Here is a 21,665-nt window from a genome sequence, read left to right on the forward strand (position 1 = left end):
CATATATCAGTTCATTATAAAAAGCTTAGATTTTTGTCTTGACAACTGAACCACTATATATAGCTGAGATAGACAGATTTGCATACAGAGGTAAAAATTTGGTGTTCTTTGTCCTGCCAATAGATTTTACATATGACAAAAAGGCTATGATATGGCAGGGCGAGGAGCAGTACTCATGCGATGATAAGCTAGTCCTTGCAACTAAAAAAGAGCTTGTGGAAGAAAGCAAAAAGCGCATGAAATTCATGACAGACAGAATGGGGAGTGGAAGAATAAACAGAAAGAAGCTCACAAAAGCGGAAGCAGAGGCTCTGGCGGCGTTTGATGAGTTTCAGAAGTATCGTGAGGATAAGTGTTATCCATATGCTATCATAGGTGGCAATGCAGTGCTTTATGTTAGTCCGTACAAAAACGATTGGAAAGCCGAGCGTGAGTGCCTTGATACGAAAGGCGACGGTATAGACGGCTGTGTTTCAGCCTTTGTTTATAACAGTATAACTCCTGAAACAAGCGAGAAAGGAGATATTTTTTTCAAGATAATTTCAAATACTATAATTCGTGTGGCATAGCTGATTGACAGGAATATATTCCCTGTGATACAATATAATTATAGAGATAATTGTTATAGGAGGGCGAACTATGGCAGAAAAGGAAAATATAAAAGATAAGCTTGAAAACCTGAAAGAGGGGCATAGAAAGAGCAATAAGGATATCATAGAGTCGTTGTTTGCGATTCTGGGGTATCTGAAAAATAATACAGATGTGGACAATCCCACAAGTCAGACGCAAATGCGCAAGGTGGAGGAAATAAGCGAATATCTTGGTACCAAAAGCACATTTCACAACAAAATGGTGAACATGGCGATAGCCCTCGATTCCGCCGACGGCGTAACATTGAATGAAAGACGTGAATGCAGGCTGATGTTTGACTCCATAGACGCACTTATCAAGGAATATGAAAGCGACGAGTATTTTGATGACGATGATGACGAACTGACTCTTGCAGAGAAAATAAACTCTGTGAGAGGTATATACTACAATCACCCATTTTCCAAAAGCGAGGTCACAGATCTTATAAATGCCGTGAAAATGTCAAAGGCGATAGACGAGGATAAAAAGCCAGACCTAGTTGAGCGTATAAAAACCGAGCTTGCTTCAAGCCATTATAAGGAGTATACCTGTCCCATATACAACACCGAAAATACAGATTCTCAGGGGCTAAGAGAGAATCTGAATACTATCCAGCAGGCAATCAGCAACAGGCAGCAGATAGCCTTTAAGTTCAATTATTATACCACAGAATATGACCTGAAAGCCAGCCAATATATACTCAAACCTGTTTTGACAAAACGCAAGGACACTTTTGTAAGCCCGCATTTTATCGTTGCCGATAAGGGCAGATTTTATATGCTCGGCTGTTTTGAAAGCGACAAGCCGAGATATACAGAGGACAAAAAGAAGCTTTGTATATATCGTATCGACCTTATGTCTGATATCAAAATAAGAAAGATAGGCAAAAGCTTTGCGGCGGCAACAGGTGCAGACAAGGTCAATAATGCCGTTCAAGGGAGCAGTTACGAGCGTTTTAAGAACAATCACCTTGGAATGAGCTATGACACCCCTTCAACTGTTACCTTGAAAGTGAGAAATCCATATAAAACAGGAACGAACAATCTTACTTTTATCCATGACAGCTTTGGCGAGGATTATAAGATAACAACAGAGGCGTATAAAAAGGAGCACAAGCTCCCTAAAAATCAGACGGATTTTGAGATAGTTGAAGTAAGGACAAGCCCATACGGCATAGTAAATTGGGCTTTGCAATATTCAGACAAGGTGGAGGTGCTAGGACCTGAAAATGTGGTCAAGAGCATAAAAGAGCGAGTTGAAGAACTCAGTAAAAAGTATAATGTGAATATTTAGGAGGAAAAGTTATGGAAACTAACAAGAAGATAAAATCGTATGGACTTACTAGTTTGAATGGCGACTATAAGAAGTATCTGATATATCTGTTGGAAAATGAATATGAATTTTATAAAAGCAAAGATGAAGCGGAGGACGCATGCCGTGAGCTGTTAACAAAGCTCAACAAATCTGGCGATATAGTATATGATGTGTGTAAGAGTGAATGCAAAATCTATAATGACCCTGACGGTAAGGAAAATGAAAAGTTTTATAGAGCCCTGTCAGATTTTCTTAATGCATCAAGAATAAGTCGGAAAAATAATAAAATTTTGTCATTTGAAGCAAATGAAGCTCCCTACGGCATGATAACTGTGTATTATAAAGACAAAAAAGGTGAAGAACACCATTTCACATTACACTCGGATCAATTGGGTTTCAGCGCAGTTCCATGTACATATTTCAAACAGAATTATCCATTGAGCCGATATCTCGAAATGCAGAAAAATAAATCAGACAAAGACCCAGACGCAATAGCTGAATTTCTTGCAAATTATGTTTATACAACAAGAACCATTGGTGGTTCTTTCCTTTGGCCTGAGAGTTGGTATAAAGATTATAATATGGGAAGAGGTAATGGAAGCTATATTGAGGATAGAGTTGACCTTACTTTGTTAGAAATAAAACACATATATGAATTTAGAAAATTGGAAAGCTTGCTTCCATATAGTAGAGATCTTCTTTTCAACCGATATAAAAATCAATATGCTGATAAATGGTTTGGCTTTTTTGATAGCTTTGAAGATTATGTCGACTTCTTTATGTTCAACAATTTTGTAAAGGCTACAGTAAAAAATGGTAAAAAAGAGTATATGCCTATAAATATTCTTACGGGAAAAGCCTTTGAAACAGAATATCCAGGGTATAAAACAAACACGCTCAAGGGAATTAAAGATGAAAAACAGCTAAAAGAAATGCTCGAACGAGTTAGGGATATGGTTGAAAAGAGAACAAAGAAAATGGAAAAACTGATAGCTAAATACGACCAAACTAATGATACAAAAGGAGAAAAGCATGAAAATATACTGCATGAGTGATATCCACGGCTGTTATTCAGCACTTTGCGACGCTTTGGAGCTTGTCATTGACCACCTTGACGAGCCTGACACAAAGCTTATCTTTCTGGGAGATTATATCCACGGCGGCGAGGACAATATAGCTGTGCTTAAAAAGATAATGGGCTTGCAGAATATATATGGTCATAGGAAGGTGGTGGCGCTTCTTGGCAATCACGAGGAAATGGTGATGAGCGGTTTTTCTTCGGTCAATGAAATGCTAGGCAGCGGCGAATATGATGACTCTGATGACTCGTATAGATATTGGTTTGAACGTCTGCCGAGATATCATGTTGAGGGCAACACTATCTTTGTCCACGCAGGCATTGACGAGGATTCGGGCAATGCTTGGGAATACTGCACCGAGGATTATATTTTTACAGAGCAGTACCCTCACCGGCTTGGCAAGATACACGGACTTGACAAAAAGGTGGTGGCAGGGCATGTCCATACCAACACGATTTCAGGCGACCGCAGATTTAACGATATCTACTATGACGGAGCGAGTCACTACTACATTGACGGAGATGTGCTCAGCACAGGAGATATAAATGTTCTTATGGTAGACACTGACACTGATAAGTATTATAAGGTAACAGAAAATTACAATATCCCTATTGAGCCTTATGACAGTGAAGCTTGGTAGACTATTGTATGCCGTCTTAAAATCGAATATAACACTAACGTCCCCAAGTTTTCCTCGGGGACGTTTTTTACTTTGTCAACTGCCATGAAAAGAGTTAATTAAAAATTCAGAACTTTTGTTCGATTTTCTATTGTAAAACAGAAAGTTTCGTGGTATACTATTATACATAAAGGAAAAAGGCGGTGATGCTATGGAAAAGACCTATGTTGCAATAGACCTGAAATCTTTTTATGCTTCGGTGGAGTGCGTGGAAAGGCAGCTTGACCCATTGAATACAAACCTTGTGGTGGCTGATGAGAGCCGAACGGAGAAAACTATATGTCTTGCAGTGTCACCGTCACTGAAAAGCTTTGGTATTTCAGGCAGGGCAAGGCTTTTTGAGGTCATTCAGCGTGTGGAGCAGGTCAATAAGGAGCGATTGCAGAAAGCTCCTAAAAGACAGTTTGCAAAGAAAAGCTATATCTATTCGGAGCTATCTGACCCTGCCTGCGAGCTTGATTATATCGTGGCAACTCCGCAAATGGCGAAATATTTAGCTGTGAGTGCAAAAATATACGGTATTTATCTGAAATATGTGTCACCAGAGGATATTTTCGCCTATTCTATCGACGAGGTCTTTATTGACGCAACGGGCTATCTCGGGCTTTATAACGTTGACGGACGTGGCTTTGCACAAATGCTCATTTTGGACGTGCTGAAAACTACAGGTATAACCGCCACAGCAGGCGTTGGAACGAATATGTATCTGTGCAAGGTGGCTATGGATATTGTGGCAAAGCATATCCCTGCGGATAAAAACGGCGTCCGTATCGCAGAGCTGAACGAACAGCTTTACAAAGAAACGCTGTGGGGGCATACCCCTATCACGGACTTTTGGCGTGTGGGCGCAGGTACAGCAAGCCGTCTTGAAAAGCTTGGTATTTACACCATGGGGGATATCTCACGCTGGTCGCTGGACCATTATCTTATAGGGAAGCTTTACAAGGTTTTCGGCAAAAATACCGAGCTTCTTATCGACCACGCATGGGGTATCGAGCCTACCGCCATACCTGACGTGAAGTCATACCGCCCCTCGAACAACAGCATTTCCTCTGGGCAGGTCTTGCAAGAGCCGTGTAATTATGAGCGCACAAGGCTTATTCTGTGGGAAATGGCTGATATGCTGTCCCTTGATCTTGTGGATAAGGGCGTTGTAACAAATCAGATCGTTCTCACTGTGGGGTATGATAAAGAAAGCTTGGCGGACGGTCACTATACGGGCGAGGTGGTTTGCGACCACTATGGCAGGAAGATACCAAAGCACGCCCATGGCACTCAAAATCTAGGCAGGCACACTTCCTCGACCAAAAAAATAATAGACGCAACCATGGCTCTTTTTGACAGAATTATCGACAAGACTTTGCTTGCAAGACGGCTTAATCTGACCGCCTGTAATGTCATAAGAGAAGAGGATATCCCCGAAGCTGAGAGCTATGAGCAGATAAGCTTGTTTGATATGGCGGAAGCGGCAAATGCTGATAACAACGCAGAAGAAAAAGAAAGGGCATTGCAGGAAGCAATGCTCTTGATAAAGCACAAATATGGGAAAAATGCCATTTTAAAAGGCACGAACTATACCGAGGGAGCTACGGCAAGAGAGCGCAACCACAGTATAGGCGGTCACAAGGCATGAAAGGTGGGGCTTACAATGTATGACAATTATTATGATATAAAGCAGTTTTCACGTCCGCACTATGACGATCATCCGCAAATGTCTATATCAGACAGGGCGGCGCAGTTCAGCCCTTTTGCAGCTCTGACAGGCTATGACGCCGCTGTTGATGAAACCGCAAGATACACCGAAATCAGGGAGGAGCTGACCGAGGACGAGGTAAACAGGCTCAATGACGATCTCAACCGCCTGCTTGATATGCTTGACGAACGCCCTGAGATAAGGGTGACATATTTTGTTCCCGATAAGAGAAAAAGTGGTGGCAGTTATCAGACCAAGACAGGCATAGTGAGAATTTATGACAGCTATACTAATGAGCTTGTTTTTATGGACAAGACCAGGATAGCTGTGGAGGATATGTGTTTGGTGGAGTTTGTGAAGGAGAGAGGGGAAATACAGTAGAATAAACCTTATTTGCTGATTTTTTTCTGACGTTGTTACGCCATATATGCTATGACCCAAAATTCAGAAGTTCCGCCACGCAAAAAGCCCATCGAATAGCGTATCTACGTTGTTTGATAGGCTTTTATTTTTTTTCTTGACTTCAGATATTTGACGTAATGTTTTTGCGTTCTTTTCGTGGGTATGCGGAATAAGAAACGGATAGCCGTCTGATGAGGACGGTCTATCCGTGTTTGGGTATATTCAGTTACTAAGCTAAATCAGAATTTAAAGCTTTCTTAGATTATCAATTTCAATGCCATTTCCATCTGGATTTTCTCCCTTGTGTGCCTCTATCAGTTTTTCACAAGGGAAATCACAACACTTTCCACAATGAGGTAGAACTTGGCTTGCAGCACATGCATAAATCTCACAAGTGCCCCAAAATGGCTGTCCCTTATGCACGTAGCATCCCGTACAATTTTGCTCTGTTTTAAATTTACAAGAATCACAATCGATACCGCAACTGCTATAATTTGACATATCAATCTCACCTCCCACAAATTCCGATTTAAGCGAGAAAACCGTATTACATCTCACTTATACTCATTATACCAAACAGCCCCGAAAAAGTCAATCTCTGCACTTTTTTTCACGCCTTTTTTCATTGCAATATACCGCCAGTTGTGCTATAATCAGGATATAGGGCAGAGCGGAGGTGAATCGCAATGGATAACGAAAACGAAGAATTAGTAAACTGTGTATTATACAAGAAAATCAAACGGGTGGAGAGCACAGAAATCTCTGTCAGCAAGACCATGATAAAATCGGCTCAACAGGATAATGACGGCAATTGATGATCATATTAAATGAATAGGAGGGTTTTACTTGACCGTTGATACAAAAGAGGTAGTTACTACTATAGCCTATATGATAGGCGTCCGAATGTCAGCTCTGACCGTGAGTTACGGTGAGTGTGCCGAGCTTATCGAGAAGCTCCAAGCCGATAAGGACGCCACTACGATAAGATATTTATGTAAGCTGCGAACAGTACTGATGCAGAAATTCAAAAAGACCGATGATCTTATGCGGTATCAGCTCAAAAATTTGCATAACATTGAATGGTACGATAAGGATAATATCAAACAGCTTGAAAAATGGGGATTTACCATTATCCAAGCGAATTGCCGTTCAGAAAAGTATATGCAGGATCTCACAAGGCTCATTAATGAAAATATCGACAAATGTTCTCATCTGTTTTACGATTGGCTGAATTGGGAGTATATCCGAGATCTGTTCTTTGTCCCGAAATATAATAAGAACGGTGTAATGAAAGCCGAGTTCAATAAATATATGGCGAATATCGAGCATTACCCATTTCAGATGTATATTCACTGGCAACCTGCCGAAGTCGGGAGCATCATCTATTCCGACCGTAAGTTTTTGAAGATCATCTACGGTCAGCATAATGACAGCTTCACCGATTATACGAAATATCGGGACGCAGATGATGAAACACGAAACAATATCTATAATTTTATTGACAGCACCGAGAAAACAGCTATAGCTGTCGATTGTGAGAACTCTGATCCATACAAGCTTTATAGTGTTCTGAAAGGCTTGAATCAGGAGGAGCTTGCTAAGATCGAGAAGATCACGCTCTATGACGATCCGAACACTACCGCAGGCTGGGATTGGCTCTCTAAATTCACGCAGATACCCGTTGAACATATAGAGATCGACCGAGTGACAGACAGAAAGTCACTGGTCGATGTGCGAATGACCGCAAGCGTAGTCACGGACTTCTACCGTGACGGGATAACATCTTTTATTATTGTGTCAAGTGATTCGGACTTTTGGGGACTTATCGAGAGCCTGCCGAAAGCAAAGTTTCTCGTTATGTACGAATACGAGAAGTGTGGAACGGCGATCAAGAACGCCCTCGCACAGCATGGCATCTATTATTGTGCCATTGATGATTTCTGCACCGCAGGCACGGAGGAACTGAAACGTGCCGTACTCTTTGCAGAGCTTGAAAAGCATTTGCCTTCACTCATTGGAGAGAACCCTCTGGAGCTTACTCACAAGATATATGAAGCCACAAAAGTGACCGCTACCATGAAAGAAATGGAGAACTTTTGCAATAGATATGTCAAGACATTGCGTCTGAAGGTGAACTCCGAAGGAAAATTCGTGATAGAGATCCAAACAATCTAAGAAAAACTCGCATGGCTTTCTATCAATATCATTAAGCTAATAAAATCAAGAAATAAAATTGCGTGAAAATATCTAAGCCCCACGGTGTATTTAAGGTCATCAGAAGAAAAAAGATCTTCAGATAAATTTGTAGCAATTACTTCATAGCTGTCATCTGATATTTTAAAGCGAACAATCCGTACAGGCAACTCATAAATAACAGTAGGCTCTGATTTTTTGTTTTTTGAAGGAAGAAAATCAAAGGTACAGTTAAAACTTTTTTGCATAAAAAAGACTTCATACCGCTGTTAAACAGTATGAAGTCTGAAAAAAATCTTAGATCACCAGCAGTAGCATACAGAGTAGATCGTTACTGTGCCGTTTGCTGCACCTGCATGGATCTGATCCAGCTTTCCGCCGAAATCGGAAGTGCCGAATGCTGACTTGCAGTTGTTGTAAGAATACTTTGCGTAGTAGTGTCCGTTTGCTGTGCCTGTTTCGCTTGGTGAAACCTTTGCCCACTCTGCTCCGCCTGACCAGCTCTGAAGAACAAATTCTACCTGATTCTGTGTTCCTGAGTATTCAACGTAGAAGTAGCCGTTTGACTGAATGTCATATGCGTTGAAGCTTCCGCCATTCTTTGAAGTCATTGCTGAAGCAGCCTGACCCCATGCTGAAGCAGTTGAAGAACCCCAGAAGATCGATTTGTAATTGCTGCCTGAGCTGCTTGAAGAAGATGAAGATGAGGAAGAACCTGATGTTGATTCAAGATACCAAAGCTGGCACTTTCCGCCCCAGTAGCTCCACTGGTTAATGTTTGCTCCGTCAGCTGTGTTCTGTTCGTAAACGTCAAGGCATGAGTAGCAGTCTGAGATCTTTGTCTTGATAGCATAAGTGTCGCCGATCTTTACAAGCTGGAATTTCTGACAGTCACCGCCGTGATACTGCCACTGGTTGATGTTAGCACCATTGTCCCTGCTCCAGTTGTATACATCAAGACAGCTTTTGTAATTTGATGCACCTGTGTAAATAGTGTAATAGCCGTTTCCGTCGCTTACAAGCTTGAATTTCTGATTGTTTCCGCCTGTACCTTTGTACTGCTGAACGTTTGTGCCATTGTCAGCCTTTGCCTTGTATACGTCAAGATACTTGCCGCTGAGTGCGTTCTTGATGTAATATGTTCCGTCAAGTCCGAGAACTCCGCCGTTAGAATCTGGTGAAGTTCCTGAAGAAGAACCGCCGGAAGAGCTTCCTGAACCGCTGTAAACTGAGCAGGTCTTAGAAGTTGCCTTAATTCCGTTTGAGCCGTTGATAAGTGTATTTCCCCATGAAGAAAGGCTTGAGCCGTCCCATGAGTTTGCAATGTCGAGGTAGCTCATGTCAGAGTTGTTGCCCTTCCATGACCAGCCAAGATAGCCTACGCCCTTGCTTGTGCAGTAGCTCATGATAGTAGCCTCATCAACGTCGCCGTTTGTGTGCTGACCGCCGAACTCGCCGATAACAACAGGCACACCGATGTTGAGTGCGTTATCAATGTTGTTTCTTACAGTTGACGCGTTTCCGCCTGCGTATTCATACATATGAATGGAGAATACGGTGTTCTTCTGTGAGTCTGCGTTGAAAACAGACTTACCGTAATCCTTGATGCTGTCAGGATACTGTCCCCAGCCTGCGCAGTCTACCATAAGCATATTTGTAATGCCTGCGTTTCTTACAGATTGGATAGCGGACTTGTAGCCGTCAGCCCATGCGCTTCCGTTCCATGTGCCGCACCACTCGTTTGCAATGTTTACGATAACATATTTCTCAGTACCGCTGAGAACGTTCTTCATTTCCTTCCAGTAGTCAACGCACTTGTTAAGATCATAAGTGCTGTCGCTGCCTGTTGCGTCATGTACTTCAAGAATGCATATCAGCTTGTTTGACTTGCACCAGCTGATGATGTTCTTTACTTCCTGTGCGCTTGTTTTTGTGTACTTTGAGCCGTTTGCAAGTACGACTCTTACGGTATTTGCGCCGTTGTTTGCAGCGCCCTTGATAGAAGTTTCAGTCTTCTCTGTGTACCATGCATGAGCAATGTTCACGCCACGCATAACGAACTTGTTTCCGCTAGCGTCATAGATACTAGTACCGCTTACATAAAATCCTGATGCCGCCTCTGCGGTCGGTGTTGTCATAAAACCGAAGCAGGTTATTACGGCAAACATTACAGCAACAAAAGTCTGTAATGCCTTTGCAGAAAAAGTTTTGTTCTGTACCATAAAAAGCTCCTCTTATACAATTATTTTTTTATACCGGTATTCTAAGGCAGCACCGTATTATCCTCGTGCGTTGCTGCCTTAACTCTGTCAACGTAAAACATTATATTATTAAAAGTAAAATAAGTCAACTTAAATATTTAAGTAAAACGTTTACACAAATAATTTTCGTATTTTAGCACAATTTTTCGTAGATTAATTGAACAATATGACTAATTTTTATCACATATGCAGTATAATATGTTGTATATACACAAAATTCTGCTTTTAAATTTCGGAAAATTAAGAAACTTTTTGAAACAAAAATCGGTATATACGCTGCGTTGAGCATATATACCGATATAAAATTTCCTTTATATTGATTCTATCAAGCCGTCAGAATATATCTTTTTTTGTTCTCGTACAAATTCAGAGATCATAATCAGACCTCCTTATTCTTGTGTGGTATCACCGTATTTTACATCCTCCACTTCACGATCTAACTGAATGTCATGAGGCTTTCTATTTGTTGTATTTTTTCTTGACATTGTCACATCTTTGTGATAAAATTAGTAATATGTAGGAAAATTATAGCGGAAAGGAAAAAATAATATGAAGTTATTTAAGCGGACGCTTACGACGGCAGTGGCAGTGTGTCTTGCACTGCAAAGTGCAGTGGTATGCTTTGGAGCTGAGGCAGAGGAGCAAATTCCCGCTGGCGGAGAGGAAGTCGGTCTTTATACGTCGGAGAACGATGAAGCCATTCAGTTGACTGAGGATATGTATAGCAGTTGGTATGAAGGCGATCAGACGTATGACGGCACGGAAAAGACGCTTTATGGCTATTCACTTATGGATACCAACAACTATTACCGGCTCACTGAGGACGAGGACTATGTTGTTACTTATGAGAACAACATAAACGTAGGTACTGCAACGGCTACTTTCACTGGTATAGGTAATTACACAGGAAGCTTTACAAAGAATTTCAATATTGTGCCAACTGATATTTACCGTGCGGATATTGACTGCGAGTATGAGCAGAGCTACTGTGCCGGTAAACCTGTTCAGCCAAAACCTATTGTTACATACAATGATATTGTGCTTGCTGAGGGCGTAGACTATGAGATCGAATATGAGGACGACTGTGGCGAGCTTGGCTGGCATTATGCTTATATTAAAGGTATCGGCAACTTTAATGGAACCGATTCCTTTGAGTATAGCGTTGTAGAGGCTGAAATATCCAGCGAGAATATTTCTGTGGATACTAGCTGCACCTACACAGGCTGCGCTCAGACTCCTGCACCTGTTGTTACAGTTAGTGGTGCGGTGCTAAGACGTGGCATTGATTATAATGTATCATACACAAACAATGTGAATGCCGGAACAGGCTATATGACCATAGCAGGAATGAACGGCTATACAGGATATGTGACAGTGCCTTTCACTATCAGCCCGAAAGCTGTTTCTGAGGTCGAGATACTAAAGATAGCTGATGTGGATTATACCGGCAAAGCTGTCAGACCGAGCCTTTTTGTCAAGGCGGACGGAAATATGATCAAGAGTTCCGACTATACTGTAACATATTACAATAACACAAATATAGGCACTGCGACCGCTGTTGTTACTCTTGGCGGAAACTACGAAAGCAGGTACCCTGTTTCGACAACATTCAAGATCATCCTTGGAAAGCCAAAGGGATTTAAGGCTGTCGCTGACTCTACCACTTCTGTAAAGCTTAGCTGGAACAAGATCGGCAATTGCAAATACAGGGTTTATCGCTATGATCCAAAGAAAAAGATCTACAAGCGTCTGACGGTCACGAGTTCCACAAGCTATACTGACAAGAAGCTTTCAGAGGCAACGAGTTATACTTATGCCGTAAAGCTTGAATACAACTCTAAGACCGGCCCTTATATAACAGTAAAAGGCAACACGAAGTTATCCACACCAAAAATGACGGTAAAGGCTTATAATAAGAAAGTCACGATAAGCTGGAAGAAGAACACAAAGGCTGATGGATATCAGATATACTGGTGCAAGGGCGATGAGTGGACTATCCCACATAACGATTATTATAGTATGCCAAAGGATTGCTATAATGATTATGTTCAGCTCAAGAAGATAACAAAGAACAGCACAACCTCTTATACAAAATCAGACCTTTCAGGTTCAAAGAATTATCACTTCAAAATGAGGGCTTATAAGACCATAAACGGAAAGGTGGTTTACAGTAGCTGGACGGGTATCCAATGCAAGATAAACACTGTTTCAAGACTTAATGCGGCAACAAAGAAGAGCCACAGCACTTATAAGATCTACAACGTTCAGGGCAAGAAAACAAAGACCTCGACGCACACTCTTACAGCAGAGGAGAAGAAGATACTTAAAAACTTTGCCTCAAAGCATTTCAAGAAAGATTGGTCGGCGGCAAAGAAGATCGAATATACTGCGGACTGGATAAGAAAGAATTTGAAATATGGCAGGATACCAACAGGCTCGCATAGCAAGAATATCTTTGTTTACAAAGAAGGTCAATGTTCTGATTACAATGGCGCACTGGTGGAAATGATGGTTTATCTCGGCTATGACGCAAACCTTGTTATGGGCAACCGCAAGGGCGGAGGACAGCACTTCTGGGGCGAGATAAAGATAGACGGAGTGACTTATCTGCTGGAAGTCGGAGAAAAGGTTTATGACAGTCCACAATGGAATTACAAGTGGCAGTTTATGTGCCTTAAATATTCTGAGGCTGACGGTGGTTACAAGAAAAACGGAAAGCTATACTAAAACAAAATGCTCTGCGGAGAGTGTGATTCCGCAGAGCATTTTGTTTGTTTTATGATGGCGAAAAATTCTTATGATACTTCTTGCCAAATCCCTTCCAATATATTATAATGTATTTAGAAGATCATGTTTGAAAGGAACATATGGAAAATGAAAAATATTGTTACAGCCCTGATGCAGTTTGTGATACTTGTGATCGCACTTGTCATTGTGACCTTTGCTATACCTAAGATAGCAGGAAACGATGACAGATATGATAAGTACATAGCTGAAAACTCAAAGCAGACCGTCACTGTGGGAAGTGCCTTTGGCGTTGTCAAAGACGGGGAAAAGGCTTCGTATACTGATATTGATAACAGCCTGAAAAATATCTTTAGTAAAGTAACTCCACTGCAAAAGCCTGTGAATAAAGTCCTGAACAAGCAGATAAGCTTCAAGCAGGCAAAATATTTTGAATACTATTGGCTCACTGCACTTATCTCAGGCGTACTTTGCTGGATATTTGCGGCAGGCTTTCCGTTTAGGATAGGGCGAAAGGGCTTCAATGTGTTTGGTTCTGTGTATAATAACTTTTCAAAAGTTGTCCTCCTTGAAGATGAGATGACCCGTGAGGAATACGAGGTCGATCTAGGTATGACCATATGGGGACCTTTGTGGATAATCCTTATTGCCCTGCGTGCGACCTTTGCTGTTACATGGGGCTTTATTCTGCCTTTTGTGATAGCCGCCAATCTTGCCATAGGCATTATAAGAATAGTTGGAAATGTTATTATCGTCAGCGTCCGTGGTGCTGCCGCCGATGTAAAAAGGCACAGCCTCTCGCAAAAGCTTGACAAAACGACCTTTTCTATTTATCCTGAGGGCGGATATTTCAGAGTAGAGCAGGATCAGGATAATGGTCAGGGCGTATATGTGAAAAATTATTGGAACGCTGTTGCGGCAAAGGCATTGTTTGAAAGCGAAGCTGGAAATAAGTCTTTCAGCAAGGAGGATTCTGAGGAAAACATTCTTCGTGGAGATATAAAAGAGAAGAAGTTTTATGAAACATATCGTTTGCTCAGCCGTATAAAGGGTCTTTTCAATAATGATATCAAGAGTAAAACAGCAATTATCACCGCTTCATTAAAGAACAAAGAGGGTGGCTATGAATACAGATTTATTGCTGAAACGGAATTGTATCATGTTTATATGGTGGGTGATGAAAAGGCAGAAAACCTTAGCCATAAGGATCTGAAAATAGATTTTAATGCCGCAATGCTTCTTGACTTGCTTGATTTTGACCGAAAGGGTCAAAGATATGATCATAATGATTTTCTTAATTTGTATTACGCTGATAGTGATGAATTTACGGCTAAGCTTATGAATTATAATCATAAGCTGATAGCAAAGTTTGGCAGAAACAGATATGACGAGTATTTTGAACAGCACAAACAGCAGATAATCGAACACCGCCGATATAAAAAGCTTTCGGCTGTGGGAGAGGACGATGAGTGAGATAATTAAATATTTGATATAATAATAAGCCTCCCATGGAAATTGTTTCTGTGGGAGGCTTTGCTTTCCATACACCAAATTACCTACCGCTTGTGCAACTTTTTTGCCGTTTGTGCAAATATTATTGACTTTTTGTTAAGAATCATAGATAATTATTATAAATATTCATGCTGTTAATTAGAGATGCTTGTTAAACAATGAAAATGAGAATAATAGAAAATTCAGCGAAAGTGCTTGTGTAGACGATGAGCTATGATACTGAAACAGTTGAGTGAGCAATGGTGGACACTATGGCGACTGTCATAATGTCAGATGAAGAGAGGTGAAATATGGATAAAAAGGTAAAAGCTTTTTTTGCAGCTATGGGAATTGCCACGGCGTTGTTAGTGCCTGTTTCTGCATCTGCGGATAATTCTGACTCAAAAGTGCAGGTGAGCATCGACATCACTTGGGACTCTTTGGAGTTTACCTATACAGACGGGCAGTGGGATCCTGAGACCCACTCATATAAAGGTGGCGGTTGGTCTGACAGCGGCGGAAATTTTACTTTGACAAACACAGGGAATGTGGGTGTTATGGCGGATTTTTCATACAAACAAGCAGAGGGCATGGACGAGATAAAAGGCTATTTTTCAAGCAGTAAGCTAATAGTGCCTATTTCAGAAAGCCGAAACAGCAAACTTACTTTGTCGGGTAAACCGACAGCGCATTTTGAAAGCATGACGGTCGGCACGGTTACAGTGAATGTTACCACTGATGATTCGGGAGATGCAGGCGACAGTACGATAACAGGCTGGTATAAGGATGAGGAAACCGGCGATTGGTACTATTATGATAAGAACGGCAAATTGGTCACAGGTTGGTTTAAGGACGGCGGAACTGAATGGTATTATGCCGATGAAGACGGCAAGCTTGTCAGAGGTTGGTTCAATGACGGTGGAAATGATGGGCGTTATTCTGGTGATGACGGAAAATTGCACTCAGATTGGGTCAAAGTGAATGATGATTGGTACTATTTTGACTGAGACGGTTCAATAGCAAAGAACACCACTATTGACGGACGATATATTGGACTTGACGGCAGGTGGGACGGATACGGCGAAACACCAAATATGTAAGTAAAAAAAATCAATTATAAAAAAGGAGAACTCACTTATGAAAAAGACAATTTCTATCACAATGGCATTTGCACTTGTGGCAACACTCAGCACGGCGGCGTTTGCAGCGGCGGCTGATGACGCTGACATCAAAAAGGATATCGGCGTAAATGCAAAGTATGTTGAGGATATCAAGACTTCAAAAACTATCAGTGCCGACGTTGTGTGGGGCGAAATGGAGTTCACATACAGCGTGAACGGAACAAAGACTTGGAACGCTAAAACCCACGAATATGACATTGATACCAAGTGCGAATGGTCAGCAAAGGGCAATGATATAAGCGTTACAAACCATTCCAATGCGGCAATCGACGTTGATCTTACATACCAGCCTCTTGATGAATACAGCGTTGTAAAAGGCACATTCACAAATGACGAATTTACCATACCCACAGCCGAGGGCAAGGCTGTTAATGATGAAAGTCTTACAGTAAGCACGGCTCTTACCCTAAGCGGCGAGCTTTCATCAGATGTTACCGCTCTTACAAAAGTAGGAAACGTAGCGGTAAATATTGCAGAAGCTTCGGAAAATGCAGATACAGATGTAAAAACAGTTTCATCATATAACGACCTTGTTAGCGCAGTGGCAGCAGGCGGAAAGATAAAGCTTGATGACGATATCACACTGAAAAGCCGCATAAACTGCAAAAAGAACACTGTTATCGAACTCGACCTTAACGGTCACACTATCACAGGACAGATAATGAACAATGGCGCAGATTGTACTATCAAAAACGGCACTCTTAACGGCGATGAAGGTCCGATAATGGTGCAGGGCGGCACAACAAATCTTATAGGCTGTAAGATATCCACAAAATATACTCCTGTTTATGTTTCGAGGGGTACTGCAAATATAACTGACTGCACTCTTACAAATGAAGATGCGAATAAAAGCGTAGTTATCAATAATACAGGTACAGTAAATATCAGCGGTACTACAAATATTTCAAGTACGATCTACAAAAATCCAAACAGCAAATATCTGCCTCACGTTCTTGCAGGCACATATAATTTTGACCCGACCGACTTTGTTGACAGCGAGAAGTTTACTATAACTCAGAGCGGTGAAAACTGGATAGTTGCGGAAAAATCGCAGAGAAGATAATAAGTTTTGACGATTCAGGGGTCTCATGATGAATAAGCAAAAAAGATGACGGCAAATTGATAGTATCTGTGCTGGCGGTTTGCTTTGCGGTGACGCTGCTTGTTATGATATATGCACTTTGCAGACCGCAGACAAAGCCCAAAGCAGAGTTTGTTCCACCCGCTTTTGAAAGCGAAGCACAGCAGGGCGTGCCTGATGTTCCGGAGGAGCTTGGCTACAGTTCTCCTGACAGGGACGATATGAGCTATGATTTCGCAGTGTGCGGAAAAAGGCTGGGATAGTATGAAGCCTGAAGAAAAATACGAACATATTTTCAAATGCATTTCCGAGATATGCTTTGATTATTTTCTGTCAACAAAGACGCAGGAACTTCTCAAGGTAAATATCAATAATACATTTTCACAGCTTATTGACGAAGTTGTCGAAGAAAGAAATCAAGAAATTCACGAGAGGTTCAAGGAAAAGGCTGAAAAATATATTTCAGAGTAATAGCTTTTTGACAAAACGAGCGTATACCGATTTGGTGTACGCTCGTTTTGATTATACCGTGATCATTATTATGGTACTATAAGTGCCGTTTGCTGGATTATAAATAGTTTGATATGTGATAAATAACGTTCTAGACGTAACGGTAAAAGCGTGTTATACTATAAATATAGAGAAGATGCGTATGAAAGACGAGGAGTGGGCAGCATGGAAAGCGGTCGTGTTCAGGATAGCTTTTTTGGAATGTCTTTTAATCACCAGATGTCCTGGATAGATGAAACTGTCTCACATATAGTTACACATAATTTACAACCAAAGATAAGGGAAGAAGGTAGAGAAGCCTATGGTCAAAAGGGCTACACACACGCTTTGAAAAGAATATTTGAAGTAATAAAGAGCGACCCAAAGAATATAACGAACCTAGATGAGATTGTAAAGGCGGAAAGAAAATTGAAGGACTATCTATATGATGGGAAGTTTTCAGATGATGAAATGCTAAGCTGTTGGGGTAAATACACACAAAACTATATGAATGAGTTGTAGGATATGTGATTATAAGAGGAGAGGTTATTTTAATGTCAAAGAAGAAGTTGAATATTCCATTGTCGGAGTTTATAAATTTAAAGGAGAAAAAACCAGAGGATATGACAGGCTGTGTCGTGCTATATAAGAATGGCGGGTTAGACGTAGCAACTTGGCATTCGCATGCCTACAACCCAGATGATGAGCCAGGGTATTTCAAACAGGGGTGTTTCTATATGGGGAAAGAAAATATAGTGGCGTGGCTTTCGATAAATGATTATGTTATTGACATGAATGATTCAGACTGATAATGGGGGAGATATGATGTACTTTTATCAAGTGCTCCAAAGCTGCGATGAATTTAAGGTTGTCAGCGAATTTTTAGCGATGATCAAAAGCTCTGAAAAATGCTCTGCCAATCAGAGGATAAGAGAGACTATAAAGGCTTTGCCTCAGATAACTCCCAACAAATCGGACAATGAAGTTTTATATATTGAGGAGCTTAAAGAAGCACAGGAAGAGGGCGAAAATTTTTATAATGTTTATCTGCTCGATAGATCGAATAACGAAACTTACAGCATAGAGGCGGTTCCTTGGGATGAGGTCTTAGGTTATACCGTCGATGAAGCAAGCATTGCAAAGTATGGTGATGTTAAATTCACAGCGTTGGTTTTATATGAGATGACGTATTTTGGTTTTTCTGAGAAACAGATACAGAATACTATCAAAGCTTTTAATGATGAGGATATTTTCTATTCACGTGCTTACCTTGAAAACGTTTGTAAAGAGATAAACTATATCACGGAAAAAGATATCGACAAGATGTATGACCTAGCCCAGACGATCGTCAGAGATCTGATGATATATCACACTTCCAGATATCTTCATAATGTTCCGCTGCTTGTATCTCTTTGTCGAAGAGACGTTATGATCACCGAGGTTGAAGAATATTCCTGCGCAGAGATACTCGAAGCGACTGAGCAGATAAACGATATCGCTGTCAGACTATTTAGAGATGGCAGACTGATCTTTCACCACGGTGTTCCTGCTGTATATGCCGCCGCACAAAGCGTTTGCGATGAGTATCTTTTGAAAATATTTGCAAGAGCCGTGAGAAGCGAAATGATGGTATATGCAGGAGTGCGCATTCACGAAGCAGATGAACATTATCTGGTATTCAGAGAAAACAATGGAAGTAAAGAATGGCTCGGCGTTTATTGGAACAAGGAAAGGTTTGGCAAAGACATAATAGCCTATACCACAGCGCCGAATTATGCGCAAGATATCAGTTTTTGCAGTCTTTAGGCAATACAATGAGGTGCAATGGCAAGTGAAATTTATTACTGAAACAGATATTGAGAAAATGCTGATCTTAGCAGAAGATGTGGCAGATAAACTAGATATGCGCTATATGTTCTATGATGAAGAGGGCAGGGAAGAAGTCGATAACGCCGTGCAAAGATTTATGAAAGACCCCAATGCTGAGCTTTTCCACAAGCTTTACAGAGAGCATTTAAGCGAGCGTGACTCATCAAATTTAACAGCTGAGGATATCCGCAAAAAGATCGAACCGAACGTTCATAAGGCTTTGGGGCTTTTTAGAAACGGCACAGGAACGCTTGGCAGATGTGACTATGCGGCAGCGAAAACTGTTTCTGACGAATATCTGCTCAACTTGCTTGCCTGTGAAGTCCGTGATAAAATGCGCATATTTGACGCACAACGCTTTTCCGACGCCTGCAAGATAAAAGGCTATCTGCTGGTTGAAAAATGTAACGAGAACGAGAAGCCTATATGTATAAAATTCTCTCTTGCCGACATCAGAGAAAAGTACAAAGAATATCTTGCAGATGAAGATAGTAAAGAGCTTTTGGTATACTGTTTTGAGACCATAAAAAACGATCACCGCCAGAAAAGAACGCTGCTTGATATCAGCGATCTGGGACTTTGATGAGAAAATTATAATATAGGAGGTCATATTTATTGAAAATATATGCAATAAGCGATATACACGGCTGTTTTATACCTTTTCTTTATGCGCTGGATATCATTTTGGAACATCTTGAAGAGCCGGATACAAAGCTTGTCTTGCTTGGCGACTATATCCACGGCGGCGATGAAAGTCGACAGGTGTTTGATAAGATAATGAATCTACAGGCGAAATACGGAACAGATAAAGTTATCACACTAATGGGAAATCACGAAGATTTTGTGCTGGAGGGCTTTTCTAGTATCGACAATGTGTATGTAGGCTATTTAAGTGATCAAGACCATTGCGATACTAAATATATCCGCTGGATGGAAAATTTGCCGAAGTATTATGTTGAGGGCAATACGATATTTGTCCACGCAGGTATCAACGAAGAAGCAGCCGATGAGTGGAAGTGGGAAACAAGCGAATATGAATTTTTGCAAAAATATCCACATCAGCTTGGCAAGATAGCTGGGCTTGATAAGAAAGTCGTGGCAGGGCATATATACACCTCTGAGATCGCAGACGACAGCGATTTTCACGATATATATTACGATGGAGATAGCCACATTTATATTGACGGCGATGTGCTGACAAACGGCATACTCCCCATACTGCTGGTCGATACTGACAAAGATGAATATTATCAAGTAACGGAAAACTGGCAAATACCATTAGAACCATATGGTTATGAAGAGTGATATGAAAGGTGGATATGAAATTGGCAAACGTAAAAAATCAAGAATATACAAAGGAAATGTTTAAAGACATAGCGTTCTTTACTCTTGCCGAGCCTGGTGCTATGGGGGTCGGCAATCTTATGGAATTTATCACAGCCGAAGGTGAGGAGTTCTCGCTTTTCTTTTCTGAAGAAATGCCATATTCAAAGGTCAAGGAGTATTTTCCTGCGTTAGATGATTGCTATTGGAATGGTCCTGAATCAGATGAATCATGCAGAACTGAGTTCGTGTTCTACCTCAGTAAGGACGAAAGGAACTTCAAGCACACAAAGCCACCGGAAAATTATACGCACTTATATGAGGGCTTTGGCAATCACATATGCATACGAAACGATTATTATCCTGTGGTCAAGCCGATCATACGAGATCTTATAGAAAAGAATGAGCTTGTAAATTGGTACACGAGGACTGGAGAAATAATAGACGCAATAAAAACCCTTACGGCAGAAAAGAAAGAAGGAAAAATGCAATGCGATTAGAAGAATTTTTAGATTGCTTTGACATTAATTGTATAGTAGAGATAACGTGTGAAAGTGAACCTGTTAGGAAATGCACAGTGTCGGCCGCATTATCGGACGACAGATACCCGGCGGTGGACTATGTGGTCTTGCCCGGCAGTGTTACATTTAAGGATGATGTCGTACATATACCAGTGATTTGGAAATTGACCTGGGGGACGTTCAGAAAGTGTATAAATACTTATTCCGCTGAACACGAAGAAAATGGAGCAGTATAATGACCCAAAGCAGGTGGATGTTTTGTCAGAATCATCGAATATTTTAGCACCAAAAAAATTTTATACGTCAGACCTGCATATCGGACACAAGAACATAATAGGTTTTGATCACAGACCGTTCAGTTCACTTGATGAAATGACGGAAAAGATAATTGCTAATTGGAACAAGACTTTTTCTTGCGCACTGTTAATAATCTTGTTCCCATTGAAGTGAAATCTCAAAATGAAATCAATGAAAATACTTATATTCTCCGATAAATACGAAGATATAAGTTTTGGTATAAAGTTAAAGCATGGAAATATTGGGCATGACAGTGATGTCTATACTTTCCCCTATTCTTGTTCTTTTCTCGTTAAGTCTTTTCTTAAGCAAAGATTTTAATTTATCACAAGCAAAGTTGAAATAGCCAAAATTCCACATGTAGGTTTGTCAATCATATTGGACACTATTATTAAGAAATTCGATAGGCGAAAACCA

At 40.9% G+C, this 21,665-nt stretch carries 23 protein-coding genes; 20 read left to right on the plus strand and 3 right to left on the minus strand.

The window, feature by feature from the left end; translation table 11 throughout:
• Positions 1-98 precede the first annotated feature (98 nt).
• The 6 genes from DW938_RS12835 to DW938_RS12860 all read left to right on the plus strand — a co-directional run bounded on the left by DW938_RS12835 (position 99) and on the right by DW938_RS12860 (position 5,776).
• Positions 99-569: a hypothetical protein gene (locus DW938_RS12835; protein WP_207660711.1), complete on the plus strand. Its 471-nt coding sequence runs from the start codon at positions 99-101 to the stop codon at positions 567-569.
• Positions 570-639: 70 nt separating this feature from the next.
• Positions 640-1,923, plus strand: coding sequence for a WYL domain-containing protein (locus tag DW938_RS12840; RefSeq protein WP_118125265.1), 1,284 nt, complete (start codon positions 640-642; stop codon positions 1,921-1,923).
• Between the two features lie 11 nt (positions 1,924-1,934).
• Positions 1,935-2,999, plus strand: coding sequence for a hypothetical protein (locus DW938_RS12845; RefSeq protein WP_118125267.1), 1,065 nt, complete (start codon positions 1,935-1,937; stop codon positions 2,997-2,999).
• Complete coding sequence (locus tag DW938_RS12850; RefSeq protein WP_117865389.1) at positions 2,977-3,663, plus strand: metallophosphoesterase; 687 nt, start codon at positions 2,977-2,979, stop codon at positions 3,661-3,663. The genes DW938_RS12845 and DW938_RS12850 overlap by 23 nt, the downstream gene beginning before the upstream one ends.
• 190 nt (positions 3,664-3,853) lie before the next feature.
• Positions 3,854-5,335 carry a DNA methylase gene (locus DW938_RS12855; RefSeq protein WP_118125269.1) on the plus strand — a complete coding sequence of 494 codons (1,482 nt, stop codon included), beginning with the start codon at positions 3,854-3,856 and terminating at the stop codon, positions 5,333-5,335.
• Positions 5,336-5,350: 15 nt separating this feature from the next.
• A complete protein-coding gene (locus tag DW938_RS12860) occupies positions 5,351-5,776 on the plus strand; it encodes a hypothetical protein (RefSeq protein WP_118125271.1) in 426 nt (141 codons plus the stop codon).
• Between the two features lie 267 nt (positions 5,777-6,043).
• Here DW938_RS12860 and DW938_RS12865 read toward each other — a convergent pair whose 3' ends face one another.
• A complete protein-coding gene (locus tag DW938_RS12865) occupies positions 6,044-6,298 on the minus strand; it encodes a DUF3795 domain-containing protein (protein WP_118125273.1) in 255 nt (84 codons plus the stop codon).
• 185 nt (positions 6,299-6,483) lie between these two features.
• On the opposite strand from DW938_RS12865, the gene DW938_RS15315 reads away from it, so the two are divergent.
• Both DW938_RS15315 and DW938_RS12870 read left to right on the plus strand, forming a co-directional pair.
• Positions 6,484-6,612, plus strand: coding sequence for a hypothetical protein (locus DW938_RS15315; RefSeq protein ID WP_278278301.1), 129 nt, complete (start codon positions 6,484-6,486; stop codon positions 6,610-6,612).
• Between the two features lie 31 nt (positions 6,613-6,643).
• Positions 6,644-7,972 carry an NYN domain-containing protein gene (locus DW938_RS12870; protein WP_118125275.1) on the plus strand — a complete coding sequence of 443 codons (1,329 nt, stop codon included), beginning with the start codon at positions 6,644-6,646 and terminating at the stop codon, positions 7,970-7,972.
• On the opposite strand, the gene DW938_RS12875 is transcribed toward DW938_RS12870, so the two are convergent.
• Positions 7,969-8,238: a hypothetical protein gene (locus DW938_RS12875; RefSeq protein WP_118125277.1), complete on the minus strand. Its 270-nt coding sequence runs from the start codon at positions 8,236-8,238 to the stop codon at positions 7,969-7,971. The two genes, DW938_RS12870 and DW938_RS12875, sit on opposite strands and share 4 nt — an antisense overlap.
• Positions 8,239-8,292: 54 nt before the next feature.
• The gene (locus DW938_RS12880) at positions 8,293-10,212 is read right to left on the minus strand and encodes a cellulase family glycosylhydrolase (RefSeq protein WP_118125279.1); all 1,920 of its coding nucleotides are present in this window, start codon (positions 10,210-10,212) and stop codon (positions 8,293-8,295) included.
• 588 nt (positions 10,213-10,800) lie between these two features.
• On the opposite strand from DW938_RS12880, the gene DW938_RS12885 reads away from it, so the two are divergent.
• From DW938_RS12885 to DW938_RS12940, 12 genes are all read left to right on the plus strand, one after another.
• Positions 10,801-12,978: a transglutaminase domain-containing protein gene (locus DW938_RS12885; RefSeq protein ID WP_118125281.1), complete on the plus strand. Its 2,178-nt coding sequence runs from the start codon at positions 10,801-10,803 to the stop codon at positions 12,976-12,978.
• Between the two features lie 147 nt (positions 12,979-13,125).
• On the plus strand, positions 13,126-14,469 hold the full coding sequence (locus tag DW938_RS12890) for a hypothetical protein (protein ID WP_118125283.1): 1,344 nt from the start codon (positions 13,126-13,128) through the stop codon (positions 14,467-14,469).
• 329 nt (positions 14,470-14,798) lie between these two features.
• Positions 14,799-15,494, plus strand: a complete 696-nt coding sequence (locus DW938_RS12895; RefSeq protein WP_118125285.1) for a hypothetical protein — start codon at positions 14,799-14,801, stop codon at positions 15,492-15,494.
• Between the two features lie 130 nt (positions 15,495-15,624).
• On the plus strand, positions 15,625-16,731 hold the full coding sequence (locus DW938_RS12900; RefSeq protein ID WP_118125287.1) for a hypothetical protein: 1,107 nt from the start codon (positions 15,625-15,627) through the stop codon (positions 16,729-16,731).
• A 56-nt stretch (positions 16,732-16,787) separates the two neighbouring features.
• Positions 16,788-17,012, plus strand: a complete 225-nt coding sequence (locus tag DW938_RS12905; RefSeq protein WP_118125289.1) for a hypothetical protein — start codon at positions 16,788-16,790, stop codon at positions 17,010-17,012.
• A complete protein-coding gene (locus DW938_RS12910) occupies positions 16,978-17,220 on the plus strand; it encodes a hypothetical protein (protein WP_147340424.1) in 243 nt (80 codons plus the stop codon). Before DW938_RS12905 ends, DW938_RS12910 begins: the two co-directional genes overlap by 35 nt.
• Before the next feature lie 204 nt (positions 17,221-17,424).
• Positions 17,425-17,760: a hypothetical protein gene (locus tag DW938_RS12915; RefSeq protein ID WP_118125291.1), complete on the plus strand. Its 336-nt coding sequence runs from the start codon at positions 17,425-17,427 to the stop codon at positions 17,758-17,760.
• Positions 17,761-17,792: 32 nt separating this feature from the next.
• Positions 17,793-18,047 (plus strand): hypothetical protein, encoded by a 255-nt coding sequence (locus DW938_RS12920; protein WP_118125292.1) that lies wholly within the window; start codon positions 17,793-17,795, stop codon positions 18,045-18,047.
• A 13-nt stretch (positions 18,048-18,060) separates the two neighbouring features.
• On the plus strand, positions 18,061-19,044 hold the full coding sequence (locus tag DW938_RS12925; protein WP_147342173.1) for a DUF6557 family protein: 984 nt from the start codon (positions 18,061-18,063) through the stop codon (positions 19,042-19,044).
• Between the two features lie 25 nt (positions 19,045-19,069).
• Positions 19,070-19,690 (plus strand): hypothetical protein, encoded by a 621-nt coding sequence (locus DW938_RS12930; RefSeq protein WP_118125296.1) that lies wholly within the window; start codon positions 19,070-19,072, stop codon positions 19,688-19,690.
• Positions 19,691-19,722: 32 nt separating this feature from the next.
• Complete coding sequence (locus tag DW938_RS12935) at positions 19,723-20,412, plus strand: metallophosphoesterase (RefSeq protein ID WP_118125298.1); 690 nt, start codon at positions 19,723-19,725, stop codon at positions 20,410-20,412.
• Between the two features lie 20 nt (positions 20,413-20,432).
• Entirely contained in the window at positions 20,433-20,930 is a 498-nt protein-coding gene (locus DW938_RS12940; RefSeq protein WP_118125300.1) for a hypothetical protein, read from the plus strand.
• Positions 20,931-21,665: the final 735 nt, after the last annotated feature.

Origin of the sequence: Ruminococcus sp. AM43-6 (assembly GCF_003461785.1) — a bacterium.
Classification (GTDB): domain Bacteria; phylum Bacillota; class Clostridia; order Oscillospirales; family Ruminococcaceae; genus Hominimerdicola; species Hominimerdicola aceti.